Source organism: Streptomyces sp. NPDC001903, assembly GCF_042891345.1.
In the GTDB taxonomy this organism is placed as follows: domain Bacteria; phylum Actinomycetota; class Actinomycetes; order Streptomycetales; family Streptomycetaceae; genus Streptomyces.
In genome coordinates this window covers 532,777-554,363 of record NZ_JBIASZ010000001.1, presented here as the reverse complement: position 1 = coordinate 554,363, position 21,587 = coordinate 532,777, and the positions used below count along the sequence as shown (strand labels likewise).

The 21,587-nt window shown below is 71.9% G+C and carries 17 protein-coding genes; 6 read left to right on the top strand and 11 right to left on the bottom strand.

Features of this window, described 5'->3' with window-relative positions; translation table 11 throughout:
- Positions 1-99 precede the first annotated feature (99 nt).
- Positions 100-1,125 (bottom strand): ATP-dependent 6-phosphofructokinase, encoded by a 1,026-nt coding sequence (locus ACFYZS_RS02605; RefSeq protein WP_389005973.1) that lies wholly within the window; start codon positions 1,123-1,125, stop codon positions 100-102.
- 303 nt (positions 1,126-1,428) lie between these two features.
- Here ACFYZS_RS02605 and pta point away from each other — a divergent pair, with 303 nt between their 5' ends.
- The 3 genes from pta to pyk all read left to right on the top strand — a co-directional run bounded on the left by pta (position 1,429) and on the right by pyk (position 6,293).
- Complete coding sequence (gene pta / locus ACFYZS_RS02600; protein ID WP_389005971.1) at positions 1,429-3,531, top strand: phosphate acetyltransferase; 2,103 nt, start codon at positions 1,429-1,431, stop codon at positions 3,529-3,531.
- 51 nt (positions 3,532-3,582) lie between these two features.
- A complete protein-coding gene (locus ACFYZS_RS02595) occupies positions 3,583-4,800 on the top strand; it encodes an acetate kinase (protein WP_389005969.1) in 1,218 nt (405 codons plus the stop codon).
- Positions 4,801-4,862: 62 nt separating this feature from the next.
- Complete coding sequence (gene pyk / locus ACFYZS_RS02590; protein WP_389005967.1) at positions 4,863-6,293, top strand: pyruvate kinase; 1,431 nt, start codon at positions 4,863-4,865, stop codon at positions 6,291-6,293.
- A 109-nt stretch (positions 6,294-6,402) separates the two neighbouring features.
- Here pyk and ACFYZS_RS02585 read toward each other — a convergent pair whose 3' ends face one another.
- The 4 genes from ACFYZS_RS02585 to ACFYZS_RS02570 form a co-directional block, all read right to left on the bottom strand.
- Complete coding sequence (locus ACFYZS_RS02585; RefSeq protein ID WP_389005965.1) at positions 6,403-7,698, bottom strand: hypothetical protein; 1,296 nt, start codon at positions 7,696-7,698, stop codon at positions 6,403-6,405.
- Positions 7,688-8,227, bottom strand: a complete 540-nt coding sequence (locus ACFYZS_RS02580) for a DUF6114 domain-containing protein (protein ID WP_389005963.1) — start codon at positions 8,225-8,227, stop codon at positions 7,688-7,690. Before ACFYZS_RS02580 ends, ACFYZS_RS02585 begins: the two co-directional genes overlap by 11 nt.
- Positions 8,228-8,334: 107 nt before the next feature.
- The gene (locus tag ACFYZS_RS02575; protein ID WP_229336412.1) at positions 8,335-8,985 is read right to left on the bottom strand and encodes a DUF6230 family protein; all 651 of its coding nucleotides are present in this window, start codon (positions 8,983-8,985) and stop codon (positions 8,335-8,337) included.
- Between the two features lie 596 nt (positions 8,986-9,581).
- Complete coding sequence (locus tag ACFYZS_RS02570) at positions 9,582-10,589, bottom strand: tetratricopeptide repeat protein (RefSeq protein WP_389005961.1); 1,008 nt, start codon at positions 10,587-10,589, stop codon at positions 9,582-9,584.
- 242 nt (positions 10,590-10,831) lie between these two features.
- Between ACFYZS_RS02570 and ACFYZS_RS02565 the strand changes: the two genes are divergently transcribed.
- Positions 10,832-11,458, top strand: a complete 627-nt coding sequence (locus ACFYZS_RS02565; RefSeq protein WP_389005959.1) for a TetR/AcrR family transcriptional regulator — start codon at positions 10,832-10,834, stop codon at positions 11,456-11,458.
- Positions 11,459-11,576: 118 nt separating this feature from the next.
- Here ACFYZS_RS02565 and ACFYZS_RS02560 read toward each other — a convergent pair whose 3' ends face one another.
- The 4 genes from ACFYZS_RS02560 to ACFYZS_RS02545 all read right to left on the bottom strand — a co-directional run bounded on the left by ACFYZS_RS02560 (position 11,577) and on the right by ACFYZS_RS02545 (position 15,527).
- Entirely contained in the window at positions 11,577-13,277 is a 1,701-nt protein-coding gene (locus ACFYZS_RS02560; RefSeq protein ID WP_389005957.1) for a methylmalonyl-CoA mutase, read from the bottom strand.
- Between the two features lie 86 nt (positions 13,278-13,363).
- Positions 13,364-13,693, bottom strand: coding sequence for a DUF3817 domain-containing protein (locus ACFYZS_RS02555; protein ID WP_389005955.1), 330 nt, complete (start codon positions 13,691-13,693; stop codon positions 13,364-13,366).
- A 61-nt stretch (positions 13,694-13,754) separates the two neighbouring features.
- The gene (locus tag ACFYZS_RS02550; protein ID WP_389005953.1) at positions 13,755-14,261 is read right to left on the bottom strand and encodes a MarR family winged helix-turn-helix transcriptional regulator; all 507 of its coding nucleotides are present in this window, start codon (positions 14,259-14,261) and stop codon (positions 13,755-13,757) included.
- A 21-nt stretch (positions 14,262-14,282) separates the two neighbouring features.
- Positions 14,283-15,527 carry an MFS transporter gene (locus ACFYZS_RS02545; RefSeq protein WP_389005950.1) on the bottom strand — a complete coding sequence of 415 codons (1,245 nt, stop codon included), beginning with the start codon at positions 15,525-15,527 and terminating at the stop codon, positions 14,283-14,285.
- 85 nt (positions 15,528-15,612) lie between these two features.
- Between ACFYZS_RS02545 and ACFYZS_RS02540 the strand changes: the two genes are divergently transcribed.
- Entirely contained in the window at positions 15,613-16,614 is a 1,002-nt protein-coding gene (locus tag ACFYZS_RS02540) for a DUF5937 family protein (protein WP_389005948.1), read from the top strand.
- Between the two features lie 91 nt (positions 16,615-16,705).
- Positions 16,706-17,737, top strand: coding sequence for a glycoside hydrolase family 6 protein (locus ACFYZS_RS02535; RefSeq protein WP_389005946.1), 1,032 nt, complete (start codon positions 16,706-16,708; stop codon positions 17,735-17,737).
- A gap of 10 nt (positions 17,738-17,747) precedes the next feature.
- On the opposite strand, the gene ACFYZS_RS02530 is transcribed toward ACFYZS_RS02535, so the two are convergent.
- A complete protein-coding gene (locus tag ACFYZS_RS02530) occupies positions 17,748-19,739 on the bottom strand; it encodes a galactose oxidase-like domain-containing protein (RefSeq protein ID WP_389005944.1) in 1,992 nt (663 codons plus the stop codon).
- Between the two features lie 3 nt (positions 19,740-19,742).
- On the bottom strand, positions 19,743-21,545 hold the full coding sequence (locus ACFYZS_RS02525) for a glycosyltransferase family 2 protein (protein ID WP_389005942.1): 1,803 nt from the start codon (positions 21,543-21,545) through the stop codon (positions 19,743-19,745).
- Between the last annotated feature and the right edge of the window lie 42 nt (positions 21,546-21,587).

The window sequence follows — 21,587 nt, the reverse complement described above, 5'->3', positions numbered from 1 at the left end:
CCGCCCGCGTCCACGGCGGGACGCGGGCGGGGACGTTCGTCCGGCCAGGTGGGGTCACAGGTCCCGCCGGGGCGGGGCGGAGGGCTTGCGGCCGGCGGGTCAGAAGACCGATTCGGCCTCGTACATGCGCTCGTCCGGGACCGTCTTCAGTTCGGTGACCGCGTGGGCCAGGGGGGCCATCACGATGTCGGTCCCGCGCAGGGCGGTCATGTTGCCGAAGTCGCCGCGGTGGACGGCCTCCACCGCGTGCCAGCCGAAGCGGGTGGCCAGGACGCGGTCGTAGGCGGTGGGGGTGCCGCCGCGCTGGACGTGGCCGAGGATGACCGGGCGGGCCTCCTTGCCGAGGCGCCGCTCCAGCTCGACGGCCAGGCGGTTGCCGATGCCGGCGAAGCGCTCGTGTCCGTACTGGTCGATGGCGCCCTTCTCGTACGGCATGGAACCCTCGGCCGGGTGCGCGCCCTCGGCGACGCAGATGACGGCGAACTTCTTACCGCGGGAGAATCGTTCCTCCACCATCTTCACCAGGGCGTCCACCTCGAAGGGGCGCTCGGGCAGGCAGATCCCGTGCGCGCCGCCGGCCATGCCCGACTCCAGGGCGATCCAGCCGGCATGGCGGCCCATGACCTCGACGACCATCACGCGCTGGTGCGATTCGGCGGTGGTCTTGAGGCGGTCGATGGCCTCGGTGGCGACCATGACGGCGGTGTCGAAGCCGAAGGTGCGGTCGGTGGAGGAGATGTCGTTGTCGATCGTCTTCGGCACGCCGACGACCGGCATCCCGGCGTCCGACAGCATCCGGGCGGCGGTCAGGGTGCCCTCGCCGCCGATCGGGATGAGGGCGTCGATGCCGTAGCGCCGGGCCAATTCCTGGGCGTTCTCGGCGGCTTCGTGCAGCCGCGCGCGCTCCATGCGGGCCGAGCCGAGGATCGTGCCGCCACGGGCCAGGATGCCGCTGACCTCGTTGATGTCGAGGGGGCGGTGGTGGCCGTCGAGGAGGCCCTTGAAGCCGTCCTCGAAGCCGATGACCTCGTCGCCGTGGCCGACCAGGGCGCGGTGCACGACCGAACGGATGACAGCGTTCAGGCCCGGGCAGTCGCCGCCTGCGGTGAGAACTCCGATACGCATCGTGCTGTGTCTCCTGCTCCTGGTCGTACCGGGCCGTACGCGTGCGGGCGGACAGCCGTACATCTGAAGGGCGTCGTGTTCGTCATGGTGAAGCGTGTCCGATTGTTCCACGGGCCCGGGGTGCGGCGCGTTCTGCGCTGCTCCGCCCACCAGGCCTTTCGACCCCTCTGGACAGGCCTTTCCCGGCGGGCGCCCTATCTGCACGCCGAGGTATTGTCAAGAGGTCAGGCCCACCCTAACGGGGAAAAATCCACTAGTTCCACCACATCCACGACATCCACACGATGGGGACGGAGACCACGCGTGACGCGCAGCGTGTACGTGACCGGTATCGAGCGGGGGGACGGCCGCCAGGTCGTCGAGCTGGGGATCATGGAGCTGCTGACCCGCCAGACGGCGCGGGTCGGCGTCTACCGGCCGTTGCTCCACGACGGGCCGGACCGGCTCTTCGACCTCCTGAAGGCCCGCTACCGGATCGACCAGGACGCCCGGGCCGCCTACGGCATGGAGTACCACGAGGCCTCCGCCATCCTGGCCGAGAAGGGCACCGACGAGCTCGTGTCCCGGCTGGTGGACCGCTACCACCGGGTGGCCCGCGACTACGAGGTCATGCTCGTCCTCGGCACCGACTACGCCGATACGAACCTCCCCGACGAGCTGGCGCTCAACGCCCGCCTCGCCAACGAACTGGGGGCCGTCGTGGTGCCCGTCGTCGGCGGCACCCGGCACCCCGCCGACGCCGTGGGCGCAGAGGCCCGCAACGCCTTCCGCGCGTACGAGAGCCTGGGCTGCCACGTCGTCGCGATGATGGTCAACCGGGTGGCCGCGGAGGACCGGGACGGCATAGCCGAGCGGCTGGCCGCCCGCCTGCCCGTGCCCTGCTACGTGCTGCCGGACGACAAGTCGCTCTCCGCCCCGACCGTCGCCCAGATCACCCGGGCGCTCGGCGCCGAGGTGCTCCTCGGCGACGACGCCGGGCTGGCCCGCGACGCCGTGGACTTCGTCTTCGGCGGCGCCATGCTGCCGAACTTCCTGAACGCCCTGACGCCCGGCTGCCTGGTGGTCACCCCCGGGGACCGCGCCGACCTGGTCATCGGGGCGCTGGCCGCGCACGCCTCGGGCACCCCGCCGATCGCCGGCGTACTGCTCACCCTGAACGAGCGTCCGGGCCCCGACATCCTGACCCTGGCCTCGAAGCTGGCCCCGGGCACGCCCGTGGTCTCGGTGGCCGGCAACAGCTTCCCGACGGCGGCCGAACTGTTCTCGCTGCAGAGCAGGTTGAACTCCGCGACCCCGCGCAAGCTGGAGACCGCGCTCGGCCTGTTCGAGCGGCACGTGGACACCGCCGAGCTGCGCGGGCTGCTGTCGGTGGCCCGCTCCGAGCGCGTCACGCCGATGATGTTCGAGCACGAGCTGCTGGAGCGGGCCCGCGCCGAGCGCCGCCGCGTGGTGCTGCCCGAGGGCACCGAGGAGCGCGTGCTGCGCGCCGCGGACGTGGTGCTGCGCCGCGGGGTCTGCGACCTGACCCTGCTGGGCGAGGAGCAGGCGATCCTGAAGAAGGCCGCCGACCTCGGCGTGGACATCTCCGCCGCGCAGCTCATCGACCCCGCGACCTCCCCGCTGCGGGAGCGTTTCGCCGAGTTCTACGCCCAGGCCCGCGCCCACAAGGGCATGACCGTCGAGCTGGCCCTCGACGTGGTCGCGGACGTGAACTACTTCGGCACCCTGATGGTCCAGGAGGGCCTCGCCGACGGCATGGTCTCGGGCTCGGTGCACTCCACCGCCGCGACCATCCGGCCCGCCTTCGAGATCATCAAGACGAAGCCCGACGCGTCGATCGTGTCCTCGGTCTTCTTCATGTGCCTCGCCGACCGGGTCCTCGTCTACGGGGACTGCGCGGTCAACCCGGACCCGGGCGCCGAACAGCTCGCCGACATCGCCGTCCAGTCGGCGGCGACCGCGGCCGCCTTCGGGGTCGAGCCGCGGATCGCGATGCTCTCGTACTCGACCGGCACCTCGGGCAGCGGCGCGGACGTGGACAAGGTCCGCAAGGCCACCGAGATCGTCCGCGCGACGCGCCCGGACCTGGCCGTCGAGGGCCCGATCCAGTACGACGCCGCCGTCGAGCCCTCGGTCGCCGCGACCAAGCTGCCCGGGTCGGCGGTGGCCGGACGCGCGAGCGTGCTGATCTTCCCCGACCTCAACACGGGCAACAACACGTACAAGGCCGTGCAGCGCTCGGCGGGCGCCGTCGCGGTCGGCCCGGTGCTCCAGGGTCTGCGCAAGCCGGTCAACGACCTCTCGCGCGGCGCGCTGGTGCAGGACATCGTCACGACCGTGGCGATCACCGCGATCCAGGCGCAGGGCGCACAGGGCGCCCTGCGCGCCCAGGCCCCCACCGCCTGACCACCCCCCGTACGGCCCCGGCTCCCGCACCCCGAAGGAAAGACGCCCATCGTGACCACCGCATCGCGCGTACTCGTCCTCAACTCCGGCTCCTCGTCGGTGAAGTACCAGCTGCTCGACATGGCGGACTCCGCCCGCCTCGCCGTCGGCCTGGTGGAACGGATCGGCGAAGAGACCTCGCGCCTCGCGCACGAGCCGCTCACCGGTCCGGGCGCGGCCGGCGGCAGGCGCGAGCGGCTCGGCGCGATCGCGGACCACGAGGCGGCGCTGCGGGCCGTCGCGGCGGAGCTCGCCGCCGACGGGCTGGGCCTGGACTCCCCCGAACTGGCGGCCGTCGGGCACCGGGTGGTGCACGGCGGGACCCGGTTCACGCAGCCGACGGTGATCGACGACGAGGTGCTCGCGGAGATCCGGAGCCTGATCCCGCTCGCCCCGCTGCACAACCCGGCGAACGTGACCGGCATCGAGGTGGCGCGCTCGCTGCGCGCGGACATCCCGCAGGTGGCGGTCTTCGACACGGCCTTCCATTCGACGATGCCGGAGCACGTGGCCCGGTACGCGATCGACGCCGTGACGGCGGACAAGTACGCCATCCGGCGGTACGGGTTCCACGGCACCTCCCACGCGTACGTCTCGCGGGCGACGGCCGCCCTGCTCGGCCGGCCGGTGGAGGACGTGAACGTGATCGTGCTGCACCTGGGCAACGGGGCCTCGGCCTCGGCGGTCCGCGGCGGGGTGTGCGTGGAGACGTCGATGGGCCTGACCCCGCTGGAGGGCCTGGTCATGGGCACCCGTTCGGGCGACCTGGATCCGGCGGTCGTCTTCCACCTGGCGCGGGTGGGGGGCTTCTCGGTGGATGAGATCGATTCGCTCCTGAACAAGAAGAGCGGTCTGCTGGGCCTGTGCGGCGACAACGACATGCGCGAGGTGCTGCGGCGGGCGGGCGAGGGCGACGAGTCGGCGCGGCTCGCCTTCGCGGCGTACGTCCACCGCCTGAAGAAGTACATCGGCGCCTACTCGGCGGTGCTCGGCCGGGTGGACGCGGTGGCGTTCACGGCGGGGGTCGGCGAGAACGCGCACCAGGTCCGGGAAGCTGCCGTCGACGGCCTCGCGGAGCTGGGGCTCGCCCTGGACCCGGAGGCCAACGCCGTGCGCTCCTCGGAGCCGCGGCTGGTGTCGCCGGACCACGCGCGGGTGGCGGTGGCCGTGGTCCCGACGGATGAGGAACTGGAGATCGCCACCCAGGCGTACGCGCTGGTTACCCGCTAGTCACTTGGACTTTCCACCAGACGGAATATTCCGCTACGAAACAAACGGATAGGATCCGCTCCATGCGCCGTTCCAAAATCGTCTGCACGCTGGGCCCCGCCGTCGACTCGTATGAGCAGCTGAAAGCACTCATCGAGGCAGGTATGAACGTGGCCCGATTCAACTTCAGCCACGGATCCCAGGCAGAACACCAGGAGCGGTACGACCGCGTCCGGAAGGTCTCCGAGGACACCGGGCGCGCCGTCGGCGTCCTCGCCGACCTCCAGGGCCCCAAGATCCGTCTCGAGACCTTCGCCGAGGGCCCCGTCGAGCTGGTGCGCGGTGACGAGTTCACCATCACCACCGAGGACGTCCCGGGCGACAAGTCCATCTGCGGCACCACCTACAAGGGCCTGCCCGGCGACGTCGCCAAGGGTGACCAGGTCCTGATCAACGACGGCAACGTCGAGCTGCGGGTGACCGAGGTCGAGGGGCCGCGGGTCAAGACCATCGTCATCGAGGGTGGTGTCATCTCGGACCACAAGGGCATCAACCTGCCGGGTGCCGCCGTGAACGTCCCCGCGCTGTCGGAGAAGGACGTCGACGACCTCCGCTTCGCCCTGCGGATGGGCTGCGACATGGTCGCCCTGTCCTTCGTCCGCGACGCCAACGACGTCAAGGACGTCCACAAGGTCATGGACGAGGAGGGCCGCCGGGTCCCCGTCATCGCCAAGGTCGAGAAGCCGCAGGCCGTCGAGAACATGGCGGCCGTGGTCGACGCCTTCGACGCGGTCATGGTGGCCCGTGGCGACCTGGCCGTCGAGTACCCGCTCGAGAAGGTCCCGATGGTCCAGAAGCGGCTCATCGAGATGTGCCGCCGCAACGCCAAGCCGGTGATCGTCGCGACCCAGATGATGGAGTCGATGATCACCAACTCCCGCCCGACCCGCGCCGAGGCGTCCGACGTCGCCAACGCGATCCTCGACGGCGCGGACGCGGTCATGCTGTCGGCCGAGTCCTCGGTCGGCGCCTACCCGATCGAGACGGTCAAGACGATGTCGAAGATCGTCACGGCGGCCGAGGAGGAGCTCCTCTCCAAGGGCCTCCAGCCGCTGGTCCCGGGCAAGAAGCCCCGCACCCAGGGCGGCTCCGTCGCCCGCGCGGCCTGCGAGATCGCGGACTTCCTCGACGGCAAGGCGCTCATCGCCTTCACGCAGTCCGGTGACACGGCCCGCCGGCTGTCGCGCTACCGCGTGACCCAGCCCATCCTGGCCTTCACCACCGACGTCAACACCCGCAACCAGCTCACGCTGAGCTGGGGCGTCGAGTCCTACATCGTCCCGCACGTGGACACCACCGACGCGATGGTCGACCTGGTGGACGGCGAGCTGCTGAAGCTGGGCCGCCACAACGCCGGCGACACGATGGTCATCACCGCCGGCTCGCCCCCCGGCGTCCCCGGCACGACCAACATGGTCCGCGTCCACCACCTGGGCGGCCAGTCCCAGGCCTGACCCGCGCCGCACCTCTGCCGCACAGAGACCGAGGGCGGCACCCCGATTCCCTGACAGGGACCGGGGTGCCGCCCTCGGTGCGTGGTGCGCGGCGCGGGGTCGTACGGGACTACTCGGGCGGGCCGACGTAGTTGTGCAGGCCCGGGACCGTGAGGGTGCCGCCGAACTGGCCGGCCTGGACGACCTTGACGTTCGAGAAGAACGCGAACGGGACGTTCAGGGGCGGCGGGCTGTTCGGGGTGAACTCGATCGGGATCAGGCCGAAGAGGTTCCCCTTGAGGCTCTCGGTGTACATCGTCACCGTGCCGCCGCGGATCTTGGAGGTGGAGCCCGGGCGGGACTTCAGGTGGGCGACGTTCCCGCTCTTGCCGACGGTCTGGTAGAGGTCCTTGATGTCCAGCGAGTCCGCGGTGAACTTCAGGACCTTCTTCGTCTTGCCGCCCGCCGTTTTCACCTCGACTATCCCGTGGTAATCCAGGCCGTAGAGAGTCAGCAGCGAGCTGTCGAGGTACCAGGGCTCGTCCGGCAGGAGCGGGATGCCCGGCTCCAGCTCGGCGTCGGCCAGCGCCTTGGCGTCGTACGTCGGGCAGGGGAAGGGCTGCTTCCCGTCCGCGTCCTTCGCCCCGTCGGGCTTGTCCTCGTCCTCGCCGGCCTTCTTGCCCGTCTCGTCCTTCGGCGTCTTCGCGGTGTCCTTGACGTCCTCGGACAGCTCCTTGACGTCGACGCCGGCCTTCTTCGCGGCGTCGCGGATCGCGTCCGCGGCCGGGTCCGGGGCGGGCTTCGCCGGAGCGGGCGCCGTCGGGGCGGGCGCCGTCGGAGCGGACTTGGTCGGCGTGGGCGTCGGGGTCGGGGTGGCCGACGGGTGCGCGCCCAGGATCGGGGTGGTGATCCCGTCGACGATGCCCTTGACCTTGTCGCCGATGCCCAGCGGGTCCAACGGGTTCGGGGTCTTGGACGGGGACGGCGTGGCGGCCGGGGCCGAGGGGGCCGTCTGCTTCGACTGGGTGGTGGTCTCCGCCGACTTGCTGGCGGAGGGCTTCGGGGCCGAGGGGGTGGCGCCGGGCTTCGCGGCCTTCGACGCGCCCGGTGAGGGGGACGTGGAGGGCGACGAACCCGGCGAGGGCGACGTGGACGGGCTCGGAGAGGCCGACTCCGCGGGTTCGTCGGACCGCGTCACACACGGTCCGGGCGCGAAGGGGATCTCCTCGTCGGCGAGCGCCAGCTTCGGCGCCATGCCCATCCCGACGAAGACCGCGGTCGGCATGGCCGCCAGCGCCATCGTCTTTCCGACGGGTATCTGGATCTTGTTCAGCAGCGACTTCCGGGGTGCCGCGTGCCGCGGACCCCTTCGTTCACGGGACTCTGCGCTCGGGGTCACGTCCCGCTGCGTCTCGTCACCCCGCACTGTTCCTCCCGCCATCGGCGTGGGCAGTCGTCTCTGTCGCGTAAGCCGTTTCCGTGTCGCGCGGGCCGGGCACTCCCCGGGGGCCCTCCGCGAACTCCTCCGCCTTGGCCGCCGCCGCGCCATCCGCCTTGCCCGGCGCCCACGAGAGCGCGAGGGCTCCGCCGACCAGGGCGAACAGGAAGCCGAGGAAGAAGCCGCCCAGGTTGGACACCGGCAGGGAGACCAGGGCGAGCAGGATCGACGCCACTCCGGCGAAGACCCGGATGCCCTGCTGGAACCAGAGGGCCATGCCGAGGGTGATGAGCAGGATGCCGATGATCAGCGAGCCCGCGCCCGCGGTCGTCGCCATGGCGATGGTGACGTTGCCCAGCCGGAGGTCCGCGTACGGGAAGTACGCGATGGGAATGCCCCCGATGAGAGTGAAGAGGCCCGCCCAGAAGGGCCGGCCACCACTCCAGGCGTGGAAGCGGTAGTACACCGCGGTGAGCCATGCGTCGTCTGCGGCGCGAACCGGGGCCTGGGGGTTCATGGACAACAGCTCCCTGGAAACGGTGGTACGGAGAACTGGGGGAGCCCGGTGGGACGGGCGGCGGCCACGGCCGCCACCCGCCTCTACCGGTCACGCCCCGGGACGGACTACTTCTCGTCCTGGTAGCACGGCTGGTCGCCGCTGAGCAGGCGCAGCTTGAGGTCGGGCAGCGTGAAGGTGCCCGCCGTCGTCGCCCAGGCCTTCTGACGCACGTTCGTCAGCACGGCCTTCTTGGCGCGCTGCGAGAACAGGGCGCCGTTCGCCACCGTGCCGGCCTGCGGCGCGGTGGGGTGCTTGTCGTCGGCCGCGGAGCCGACCGCGACACCGATGTCCAGGTCGGTGAACGTGGCGTCGGTGTCGAGCTCGGCAACATCCAGGTAGATGTTGTCCGCGACCGCCGGCTTGCCCTTGTTGCCCGTGCGCAGCTGCATCGTGATGTTGCCGAGGCCGGGAATCGGGGTCACCAGCGACTGGCACATGTTGGTGATCTCGGCGTGGCGGAACCCGGAGATGGTGACCGGGTGCGCCGCGTCCTTGCCGTCGAGGCCCTTGCCCTTGGCGACGCTGCCGTACTGGAGCAGGTCGTCACCGTCGAGCTTGTCGGCCGAGACCTTGAAGTCCTGGCCGGAGACGCTGAAGGACGCCGCGAGGGCACCCTGCGCCAGACCCACACCGACCGCGGCGGTGGCCGCGATGCTCGGCACCATGACGAGAGCGAAGCGCTTCCATCTGGTCCCGCCACGAACCTGAGAACTCATTATTCGTTCCTCCTTCTCGGACGTACATCTCCGGTCCGGGCCGTACCCGTCCTGGGATGGGAGAAGTGCTACGTCCTCGGGAAGGAGCGCAGGCGGCCGAGCCGCGGCCGAGCCGCGTCCGGTACACCGGCGTTCACCCCCGAGCGACAACCACTGGGTCACGCGTTCGCGCAACCAGGAGGACAGGCTCCGCCGGTGCGGCGAAGACCCCCCTGTCCAGCAGCCGGCACCCCTGGCACCGGCCGGCCCGGTGGGGACCCTACGCCGCGGCTCCGATGAGCGGGACTGCGGGAAGGACCGAGCGTCGCCGATCGTGGTCCATTACAGGCCGGGGCACAAGGGGGTTCGTTACTGGCGGGTAACGGCAAGATAACCGGGGATCGACCCGGCGCCACGGGGTGACGACGCTGGGTGTCACCAAGGGCCACGACACAGTGGTGGATTTACGAACACACCGGACAGTTCACGGGGTTCCACTTACTGCGAGTAACAGCGGCCGCAATTACCAAGTTTTGGCAAAGTGCGGCCGCTGTTTATCTACGTGTCAACAAATCGTCGGCGCTCCGCCGACCGCCCGGACACCGCGGGCGGAGCCTCTAGAACAGCACCCGCGCGAGCGCCGTACGGGCCGCCCCCACCCGGGGGTCGTCCGACCCGATGACCTCGAAGAGCTCCAGCAGCCGGACCCGTACCGCGTCCCGGTCCGCACCGGCCGTCACCCGCACGGTGTCCACCAGGCGCCCGAAGGCGTCCTCCACGTGACCGCCGACCAGGTCCAGGTCCGCGGCGGCGATCTGGGCCGCCGGGTCCTTCGGGTTCTCGGCCGCCGCCGCGCGCACGGCCTGCGGGTTCATGTCCTTGACCCGGGCGAGCAGCTCGGCCTGGGCCAGGCCCAGCTTGGCCTCGGTGTTGGCCGGGTCGTCCGCCAGCACGTTCTTGTACGCCTGCACCGCACCGCCCAGGTCGCCGGCGTCCAGCGCGACGACGGCCGCTTCGAGCAGCGCGTCGTACGGCCCCGCCGGGGCCTGCGCCTCACCGGCGGCCGGGACGCCCGCGGGGACGCCCTCGGCGTTCGGGTCCACCTCGATGCCGATGATCCCGAACCGCTCCTCGGCGACCTGGACCAGCTGCGCGAGGGTCGCGCGGATCTCCTGCTCGGGCGCTACGCCCTGGAACAGCGGCAGCACCTGGCCGGCGACCACGGCGAACACGGCCGGGATGCCCTGGATGCCGAACTGCTGCATCAGCATCTGGTTGGAGTCGACGTCGACCTTGGCCAGCAGGAGGCGGCCGTTCGCCTCGACGGTCAGGCGTTCCAGCAGCGGGCTGAGCTGCTTGCACGGCTCGCACCACTCGGCCCAGAAGTCCAGGATGACCGGGACCTCGGCGGAGAGCTGGAGGACGTCGCGTTCGAAGCCGGCCTCGTCGACGTCGATCACGAGCGCGGACGGCGGCACGGCGCCGGCGGACGCGGGTGCGCCGCCCTGGGCGGCCTGCCGGGCCGCTTCGGCACGGGCCTGCTCGGCCTTCGCCTTGGCCTCGCCGGCCGCCTTCACCGCGGCGAGGTCGACGACGCCGCTCATGGACATGTTTCTGGGCTGCATGCGTACATCCTCCCCCGTGTGCGCGCGCGGACGAAAAAGATCGGCCGAAATGCCTTCTTGAGTACCCTCGGTGGTGCGTTGTTGGCGCCGGGTCCCCACCTGGCGCCGGTAGCTCTTCGCGTGGTCGTCGCTCTTTCGCTACGAGCCGTAGCGTAACTCCCCGCGCCCCTTCGCGCCCCGTGATCTGAACCACAGCATTTCGGGGCCCGCCGCCTTGGCTACCGACGGGTATGGTCTCGGCCATGCGCAACGCCAGCTCCCCGACCGGACGCACCGGCCGCCCCCGCAGCGCCGCCGCGGACGCCGCGATCCTCGCCGCGACGCGGGACGCGCTGGTCGAGCTGGGCTGGTCGAAGCTGACGATGGGCGACGTCTCGACCCGGGCCGGGGTCGCCAAGACCACCCTCTACCGCCGCTGGGCGGGCAAGAACGAGCTGGTCGTGGACGCCGTCGCGGAGCTCTTCGACTCCCTCGAACTCCCCGACCGCGGCTCCCTCGAAGCCGACATAGAGGACGTGGTCCTCCAGTTCGCGGCGCTGCTGCGGCGGCCGGAGGCCCGTACGGCCCTGATGGCGGTCGTCGCCGAGTCCACCCGCGACGAGGCCCTGCGCGACCGGATCCGGTCGGCGATCGTGGACCGGCAGAAACGTCTCGTCGTACTGGGTCGCGAACGGGCCCAGGCCCGCGGCGAACTCCCGTACGAGGAGGACGAGGAACTCGCCTGCCGCACCACGGACCTGATCTTCGACGTGATCGCGGGCACGGTGGTGCACCGGGCGCTGGTCAGCTCGGAGCCGGTGGACGAGCTCTGGGTGGCCACCTTCACGGCCCTTCTGATGCACGGCCTCCGCGGCCCGGCCCACGCCTGACGCACGCCCCGCGCCCCGCGCCCCGCGCCCCGCGCCCCGCGGCGAAACGGCGAAGGCCGGCCGCCGGCGGCCCCGTAGAGGGGCGCCCGCGACCGGCCTTCCACCGCTCGGACGGGGATCAGAAGCCCGGCGGCTCCGTGTACGTGCCCCACTCGTCCCGCAGCACGTTGCAGATCTCCCCGAGCGTGGCCTCGGCGCGCACCGCGTCCAGCATCGCCGGGATCATGTTCGACCCGTCGCGGGCAGCAGCGAGCATCGCGTCCAGCGAGGACTTCACCTTCGCGTCGTCGCGCCGCGCCTTGCGCTCCGCCAGGTGCTCCACCTGTACGCGCTCCACCTCGTGGCTGACGCGCAGGATCTCCAGGTCCCCGGTCACCGAACCGTGGTGCACGTTGACGCCGACGACCCGCTTGTCGCCCTTCTCCAGGGAGCGCTGGTACTGGAAGGCCGACTCGGCGATCTCCCCGGTGAACCAGCCGTCCTCGATGCCGCGCAGGATGCCCGAGGTGATCGGCCCGATCGGGTGCTGCCCGTCCGGGTGGGCGCGCAGGCCGCGCTCCTTGATCTGGTCGAAGATCTTCTCGGCGTCGGCCTCGATGCGGTCGGTGAGCTGCTCCACGTACCAGGAACCGCCCAGCGGGTCGGCCACGTTGGCCACCCCGGTCTCCTCCATCAGCACCTGCTGCGTGCGCAGGGCGATCTCGGCCGCCTGCTCGCTCGGCAGCGCGAGGGTCTCGTCGAGGGCGTTGGTGTGCAGCGAGTTGGTGCCGCCGAGGACGGCCGCGAGGGCCTCGACGGCGGTGCGCACGACGTTGTTGTACGGCTGCTGCGCGGTCAGCGAGACGCCGGCCGTCTGGGTGTGGAAGCGCAGCCACATCGACTTCTCGCTCTGCGCCCCGTACACCTCCTTCATCCAGCGCGCCCAGATCCGGCGGGCGGCGCGGAACTTGGCGATCTCCTCGAAGAAGTCGAGGTGCGCGTCGAAGAAGAAGGAGAGGCCGGAGGCGAAGTGGTCCACGTCCAGACCGCGGGACAGGCCCAGCTCCACGTACCCGAAGCCGTCGGCGAGGGTGTACGCGAGCTCCTGCGCGGCCGTCGCCCCGGCCTCGCGGATGTGGTAGCCGGAGACGGACAGCGGCTTGTAGGCCGGGATGCCCTTGGCGCAGTACTCCATGAGGTCGCCGATGAGGCGCAGGTGCGGCTCGGGTTCGAAGAGCCACTCCTTCTGGGCGATGTACTCCTTGAAGATGTCCGTCTGGAGCGTGCCGTTGAGCAGGGCCGGGTCCACGCCCTGGCGTTCGGCGGCGACCAGGTACATGCAGAAGGCGGGCACGGCCGGGCCCGAGATCGTCATCGAGGTGGTCACGTCGCCCAGCGGGATGTCCTGGAACAGGACCTCCATGTCGGCGGCGGAGTCGATGGCGACACCGCAGTGGCCGACCTCGCCGAGCGAGCGGGGGTCGTCGGAGTCGCGCCCCATGAGGGTCGGCATGTCGAAGGCCACGGAGAGCCCGCCGCCGCCGGCGGCCAGGATCATCTTGTAGCGCTCGTTGGTCTGCTCGGCGTTGCCGAACCCGGCGAACTGGCGGATGGTCCAGGTCCGGCCGCGGTATCCGGTGGCGTGCAGGCCGCGGGTGTACGGATACTCCCCCGGCCAGCCGATGCGCTCGAATCCCTCGTACGCGTCGCCGGGGCGGGGCCCGTAGACGGGATCGACGTCATCCCCGGAGAGCGTGGTGAAATCGGCCTCGCGCTTGCGGGCCTTGTCATAGCGGGCCTGCCAGCGGCGGCGGCCCTCCTCGATGGCGTCAGCGTCCATACCCATGAATTTACTAGGACGTCCTAGTAAATGTCGATGGGAAACCCCGGGGAGTATCCCCGGGGTACCGGCGCGCGAGCCGCGCTCTAGGCTTCGGCGGTGGCCATCGCGTCGGTGACCAGCGGCTCGACCTCGGCGCGGACCTTGCGCTCGACGAAGAAGGCGGCCAGCGGGATCGTGCCGGAGACCAGCACCCACAGCAGCTTCGGGAACGGCCAGCGGGCCTTGGACCCGAGGTCGAAGGCGAACACCAGGTAGATCATGAACAGCACGCCGTGCACCTGCGAGACCGCGAGGGTCAGGTCGGCGCCGGTGTCGAAGCCGTACTTGAAAACCATGCAGGTGCAGAGGATCAACAGCATGACCGCGGTCAGGTAGGCCATGACCCGGTAGCGGGTCAGCACGCTCTTCTTCATGCCGATGAGCCTAACCGTCCGTTTTGCTCGATCTTGACGGGGGCCCCGCGACCGCGGGCGGCTACTCCTCGAAGTCCGCGGCGGCCACCCGCAGCGGGCGCAGGAGCGCGAAGATCTCCTGGCATTCCTCGGCGTCGTAGGCGCGGAGCCCGAAGTCGATCTCCATCAGGTCCTTCGTCGCCGCCTCGACGACCTCGCGGCCCTTGTCCGTGATGGAGGCGAGCGTGCCGCGGCCGTCGTTCGGGTTCGGCCGCTTGGCCACCAGCCCGGACCGCACCAGCCGGTCCACCGTGTTCGTCACCGACGTCGGGTGGACCATCAGCCGCTCGCCGATCTTCGACATCGGCAGCTCGCCGGCCTTGGAGAAGGTGAGCAGCACCAGTGCCTCGTACCGCGCGAAGGTCAGCCCGTACGGCTTGACCACCGCGTCGACCTCGCCGAGCAGGATCTGGTGCGCGCGCATGATCGAGGTGATGGCGGCCATCGAGGGAACGGGTCCCCAGCGGCGCTGCCAGAGCTCGTCGGCGCGGGCGATGGGGTCGAAGGGGAGGCTGAGCGGCTTGGACACGCACCCGACCCTACCGGGCGGTCATTTGGCGGCGGGCCCCGTCTCATTCTTCGGTCGGCCCTCCCCCGGGCCCGCGGCCCGCAGTTCGGCGAGGAGGAGCAGGACCACCACCGTGCCGAGTGCGCCCGCGCCCGCGACGACCACGTGCACGGGCAGGAACTCGGCGGCCAGCCCGGCCAGGGCCATGCCCACGCCCTGGAGGGTCATCAGCCCGGTGCTCAGCAGGGTCATCGCCCGGCCGCGCAGCGCCTGCGGGACGGCGTCCACGTACCACTGGTCGAGGCCGAGGGTGTAGGCGTGCGCCAGCCCGGCGAGCAGCAGGACCGCGAGTACGGCCGCCACCCCGGGCCGGACGGCGTACACGAGCAGCGGCAGCAGGCCGGCGGCCGCGAGCGGGGCCACGAGCCGGGAGCGGGCGCGCGGGCCGAGCACCGAGCCGGCCCACAGTTCACCCGCGATGGTTCCGACGGGCAGCGCGCACATCATCACTCCCAGGGCCGCGGTGCCGGCGCCGATGCCGTCGGCGTACGGGGCGAGCAGCGCCTCGGGGGCGATGACGAAGACGGGCGGCAGCCAGAACAGCAGGGTCAGGGCGCGCAGCCGGCGGTCCGCGAGTACGGCGCGCAGCCCGGCGAGCGGGGAGGTGCGCCCGGCCGCGGCCCGGGCCGGCCGCGCCCGCGTGCCGCAGCGCAGCAGCAGGGCCGAGCACAGGAATCCGGCGGCGGTCAGCGCGATGGCGGCGCGCGGGGCGAGGACGGTGAGCAGCAGCCCGCCGAGACCGAAGCCGATGAGCTGGGCGCTCTGGGCCACCATGCGCATCAGGGAGCGGCCGAGGACGTAGGCGTCGCCGCCGCCGAGGATGTCGGCGAGGGAGGCGTTGCGGGTGCCCTGGAAGAGGGGGGCGACGAAGGCCATGGCGCAGCGCAGGAGGAGCAGCCCCGCGACGGGGGTGCCGGGCCAGACCATGGCCGCGGCGCAGGCGGCGCAGACGAGGTCGCAGCCGACGAGGACCCGGCGGGCGGGCCTGCGGTCGGCGATCCCGGCGAGGAGGGTGCCGCCGAGGGCGTACGGGAGGAAGCCGAGGGCGAAGGTGAGCGCGCTCATCAGGGGCGAGCCGGTGGCGCGGAACACGAGGACGGTCAGGGCGATCTCGGCGACGACGATGCCGAGGACGGACAGCAGGTGCGCGGCGAACACGGGCCGGAACTCCCGGACCCGGAAGACGGACCGGTACCCGCCGGCGGCCTCGTTGACGGTGAGGGACATGCGGCGACCCTGCGGGACTACGGTGGGAACGCGGCAGTGATTCGTCACGGGCCGAATCACCGCGCACGACCCGGAGGGAGGAGCCGTGGCGTTCCATTTCCGGTTCGGGGCCGGGGACCTGCTCCGCTGCCGGTTCTCGATCTCGCCGCGCTGGGAGACGCAGGAAGCGGTGCGGACCCTGCTGCGGCCCGGACGGCAGCAGTACCACCTCCCCTGGCTGCGGCGCGTCCGCGCGGCGGCCGACGGGCTGGACCTGCGGCCGCTGTGGCTGCTGATGCCGCGCGCCGGCCACAACCCGGACTTCCTGAGCCCGCCGCCGCTGGGACCCTCCGTCACCTTCGAGGAGGAGCTGGCGCGGGTGCGGTCCGCGTCGGCCGCCGATCCGGAGGCCGTACGGGAGGACCTGCGCCGCGCCCTCGTCTGCACCCCGGGCGCCGCCGAGAGCGACCTCGGGCGGCGGATGCTCGCGGATCCCGCACGTGCCGTACGGGAGCTGGCCGATCTCTACGAGCAGGCCTGGGCCGCGCTGATCGCCCCGCACTGGCCGCGGCTGCGGGCCCTGCTGGAGGCGGACATCCTCTTCCACTCGCGGCGGCTGGCGGCGGGCGGGCTGGAGGCGCTGTTCGACGGGCTCCACCCGGACCTGAAGTGGTCCGACGGGACGCTCACCATCGACCGCCCGCGCCACCACGACCGCTCCCTGGAGGGGCAGGGCCTGCTCCTGATGCCGAGCGCCTTCGTGTGGCCGGAGGTGGTCGGCGGGTACGACCCGCCCTGGCAGCCGACGCTCGTCTACCCGGCGCGCGGGATCGGCGGGCTGTGGACGGCGTCGGCGGGACCGACCCCGCGGGCCCTGGCGCGGCTGCTGGGCCGGGGCCGGGCCGACGTGCTGTGCGCACTCGACGAGCCGGCCTCCACGACCGAGCTGGCCCACCGGCTCGGCCTCGCCCCGGCCACGGTCTCGGCGCACCTGAAGGCACTGCACGGCGCGGGTCTGCTGATCTCGGCCCGGCACGGCCACCGGATCCTGTACGAGCGCACCCCGCTCGCCATCGCCCTCGCGACGGGCGGTGCGCCCCGGACGTAGGCACGAGCGGTGTCGCGGGACGGGGGTGACGGACCGTCATGTCACGATGTGCCGGTCGTGATTCCGTGCGTCGACCCTTCGAGGAACCCGGATGCCAGGCCGACCCCGCCCCAGATCCCTCGCCGCCGCGCTCGGCCTCGCGCTGCTGATCGCCGCGGCCCCCGGCTGCGGGAACGAGGAGTCCGCCCCGTCGCAGCCCCCCGCGCAGGCCCCGCCCGAGGCCGCGACGCGGGCCGCACCCGCCGGATCCCCGTACTGGGTGGACCCGGAGAGCGACGCGGCCCGGCAGGTCGCCGCCTGGGAGGCGCGGGGCCGCAACAGCGAGGCGCAGCTGCTGCGCCGGATCTCGGAGCGTCCCATGGCCCTGTGGGGACCGGGCGGCGACCCCGGTCCTGCGATCCGCCGGGCCGCCAAGGGCGCCAAGGCGGCGGGCAAGGTCCTCGTCCTCACCGCGTACAACATCCCGTACCGCGACTGCGGCCGGCACTCGGCGGGCGGGGCCGCGGGCGCCACCGCGTACCGCGACTGGGTCGGCGCCTTCGCCGACGCCATCGGCGACGCCAGGGCGGTGGTGGTCCTGGAGCCGGACGCCGTCGCGCACATCGTGGACGGCTGCACCCGGGCCGCCCACCACGAGGAGCGCCTGCGGCTCCTGTCCGAGGCCGTCACCCGGCTGAAGAGGAACCCGCACACGAAGGTCTACCTGGACGCCGGCAACCCGGCCTGGATCCCGGACCCGATGAAGCTCGTCGAACCCCTCTACAAGGCCGGGCTCGGCCAGGCCGACGGCTTCTCCCTGAACGTCTCCAACTTCCAGCCCGACGCGGCCGGCCGCGCGTACGGGGCCCGCATCTCCGAGGCCGCCCACGGCAAGCACTTCGTCATCGACACCAGCCGCAACGGCCGGGGCCCGCTCCCGGGCGGCGGCCACGAGTCCTGGTGCAATCCGCCCGGCCGCGCCCTCGGGACCGCGCCGACCGACCGGACGGGCGACCCGCTCGTCGACGCGTACCTGTGGATCAAGCGGCCCGGCGAGTCCGACGGGCCCTGCCGCGGCGGCCCGGCGGCCGGCCGGTGGTGGCCGGACTACGCGCTGGGCCTGGCCGCCCGCGCCGCGCAGTGACGGCCGTCCCCTACTCGTCCGGCTCCCGCGCCGCGGGGCGCTTCGGCTCCGGCACCCGGATCCACTTCGCCTGCGAAGGCGTGCCGTCCGCGTCCGTCACGAAGAGCATGTACCAGCCCGGCGGCACCAGCGTCGGATCCTTCGGCACGTCGACCGTCACCGACCCGGCCGCCCGCGTCAGACCGAGCTCGATCGAGCGCTGCTCCACGTCCGTGGTGTGCGTGACCGCGCTCGGCCGCATCAGCCGGGCCCGCCGGATCCGCTCCGGGTGCGATGCCCGGAAGGTGGCCCGCCCGTCCCCGCCGACCTCGGCGGGGCCCGCGCCCAGGGCCGGCCGCAGCGCCGGGTCCCGGTAGAGGTAGGGCGGCGAGTACACCTCCAGCCGGTGCTCGAACTTGCCGAGCCGGGTGTTGTCCTTGTCCGCGAAGAGCGGGTCGGAGCCGAAGGTCGCGATCCGCCCGTCGGGCAGCAGCAGCGCCTCGGAGTGGTAGTTGCGGCCCACCGTCGGATCGGCGGCCGCCACGAAGGTGTCGGTGCGCGGGTAGTAGAACTGCGCCTTGTACACGTCGCTGGCACCCCGGCCGCGGTAGTCGCGGGAGCCTCCGGTGGTGAACACGGAGTCGTCCGGCAGCAGCACGCTGCTCAGGTAGCGGGTGCCCTGCGGCAGCCGCGCCGAGGAGCGGAAGACCGGGTTGTCCTCCTTGAGGTCCACGATCGCGGTCCGGCTCGAGGACAGCTTCGACTCGCCGACCCCGCCGCCGCCCAGCACCATCACCCGCTGGTCCTGGGCGGGCGGCAGCAGCACCGAGGAGGAGGTCTCCAGCTGGTCGGGGTCGGCCAGCCCCGGCACCTTCCTGAAGGTGTTGGTCCTCGGGTCCCACACGCCGGGCTCGCGCCCCTTGTCCGCCGGGCCGTAGCCCGCGTTGGAGCCGGTGTAGAGGAGTGTGCCGCCCTGCATGAGGAAGAGCGCGGGGTAGGTCGGGAAGTAGCGGAAGGGGCCGCGGGTCCACTTCTTCGTCTTCGGGTCGTAGTACTCGTTGTCCCCGGGGACCACGTCCCCCACGTCGTTGAGCCCGGAGACCGCGAGGACCCGCCCGTCCTGCAGCGCCACGAGCGTGGGGTACCAGCGGGCGTCCTTCATCGGGTCGACGGGGACGTACTTCTCGGCCCGCGGGTCGAACTCGTACGCCGACTTGATGCCCTGGAAGTCCTGCTTCTCGACGCTGAGGCGCTCGGCGAGCCCGTAGACGTTGTCGGCGTCCTTCCCCTTGAGCCCGAGGATCCGGTACTGCGCGGCCTCGGTCGTCAGCCCCTCGGCCCCCGCCTCGACCGCCTCGACGAAGACCCTCGCCTCCGAGGCCACCACCTTGCTCTGCCAGGGCTTCAGGTGCCCCTTCTTCCCGTACGTGATCTCGAACTCGCGCTTGGCCTTCGGTACGGTGACGTCGAACTTCGACACGTACTCGACCCCGGACGGGGACCGGAACCGGGTGCCCTTCCTCAGCCGGGCCACCTTGTCGGGGCTCTCGTTCTTGACCCGCATCCCGCCGCCCGCGCGGGTGACCTTGCCGTCGAGGACCTCGTACCGGGCGGTGCCGCCCGCCACCAGCAGCCGGCCGTCCGGCAGTTGGCTGTGGCCCGAGCAGAAGAAGTCCTCCGGCGTCGGGATCTTCTTGAAGCTGTCGTCCCGCGGGTCCCACAGGACGGTGTCGAAGGTGCCCTTGTCGAACTTCTTCTGGTTGTTGCCGGAGCCGGCGATCAGCAGCACCTTGCCCGTGTGCAGCAGGGCCGCGTGCATCGCGTTGATCCGGTACTCCTCGGGGAGCCCGACCCGGCCCCACGAGCCGTACTGGATCTTGTAGCTGGACTGCCCGATCTCGTACGAGTGGTAGCGCTCCTGCGCGAAGGAGAGCGCGGCCGGCGCGTTGAGCGCGGCCAGCACCACCACGGCCCCGGTGCCCAGCACGGTGTTCTTGAACTGCTTGGAAGGCCGGTACGCCATGGGTCAGTTCCCTCCCGTCGGCGTGGCGAACGCCGGCTCCGGCTCCTCGCCCGGCCCGTGGCCGAGCCCGAGGTCCAGGGATCCGGCGGCCCGGACGGACGCGGCGGCCCGGGCGCGGCGCTCGCGCAGCAGGGTCCAGGCCCACACCGCCACCGGCGCGAGGGCGATCAGCAGGGCCAGCACCGCCCAGGTGCGCATCGCCGCGTGCGTGTGGCCGAGGCGGACCGAGGCGGCGAGGGAGAGGGCGAGGACGGCGGCCCAGCCGAGGTGGATCCGGAAGGTCGCCGGCCGGTCGGGGCTGGCGTCACCGCCCTTGGGCGTGACGACGAAGGCGCCCCGGGTGCGCAGCAGGGCCGAGGCGAGCGAGGCGAGGTAGACGGGGGCGCAGACGGCGGACATCGCCATGCCGGCCAGCCCGCCGGAGCCCTCGGGCTCGTGGGGGGAGACGTTGTGCCGGCGGTTCCACAGGTACAGGCCCACCTGGAGGGCGGCGGCGTCGGTGTAGAGCATGAGCCACACCTCGGAGGAGACCTGGGTGCCGGAGGCGCCGAACCACAGGAACAGGACGCAGCTGAGGACGCCGAGGAGCCAGTTGACGGCCGTCATCGGGTAGTAGACGAGCATCAGGGCGTAGTTGAGCGCCCGGCCCGGGGGCATCCGGAAGAAGCCTTTCCAGTACTGCCGCAGGAGGGTCTCGTACGTCCCGCGCGACCAGCGCAGCTGCTGGGTGAAGAAGTCGGTCCACGAGGCCGGGCCCTCGCCGACGGCGAGCACGTCGGGAGTGTAGACGGACCTCCAGAACCGCCCGGTGGCCGGGTTGCGCCGGCGGTGCAGTTCGAAGCCGGTGGCCATGTCCTCGGTGAGGGAGTCGTAGAGCCCGCCCGCCTGCTTGAGGGCGCTGATGCGCACGGCGTTGTTGGTGCCGACGAACATGGGGGCGCCGTAGCGGTTGCCGGCGCGCTGGATCAGCGCGTGGAAGAGGTACTGCTGGGATTCGGCGGCCTTGGTGACGGCGCCCGTGTAGTTGCCGTAGACCTGCGGGCCGACGACGAAGGCGATGTCGGGGTCGCGGAAGTAGCCGAGCATCCGCTCCAGGAAGTTCGCCAGCGGGACGTGGTCGGTGTCGACGGAGGCGAAGAACTCGTAGTCGTCGCCGTGCGCGACCAGCCAGGCGTTGTAGTTGCCGTGCTTGGTCCGCGCCCGGTGGGGGCCCTTGCGGGTGTTCCAGCCGGCGATGCCCTTGCGGGTGAAGTGCCGTACGCCGAGCTCCGCGCACAGGGCCCGGACCTCGGGGTCGTCCCCCTCGTCGAGCAGCCACACGTCGAGCGGGCCGTCGTGCCGCAGGGCGACCGCCCCGAGGAGGGTGCCCCGCACCATGGCGAGCGGCTCTTTGCCGGGGACGTACGTGGTCAGGAAGGCGACCTTGGTGCCGGGTTCGGGCGGCACCGGTACGGGGTCGCGGGCGACCATCGTGGCGTGGGCCACCGACAGGACGTTGACCAGCATGAAGAGCATGATCAGCGCGATGGAGCAGAGCATCACGGCGTCGAGGGCGACGAGCCGGCGATCGCCGCCCTCCCGGACGGTCCGGTGCGTGGGCCAGACGAGGTAGAGCAGCAGCCCGGCCGCGGCGACGGGGGCCAGGGCCATGAGGAGGACGGCGCGTATTCGGGTGCGGAGCTCCTCGCGCGCCAGCAGGGAGCGGTAGCCCACCCGGTAGACCCCGGCGGTGGCGGTGCGGTCCGGCTCCGCGAACGGTCCGGCGAGGCGGCTGTGGGTCTCGTAGTCGAAGCCTTCCGGCCGCACGGCCCCTCCAGTGCTCGAAGCCCAGGGTTTGATATCACCACA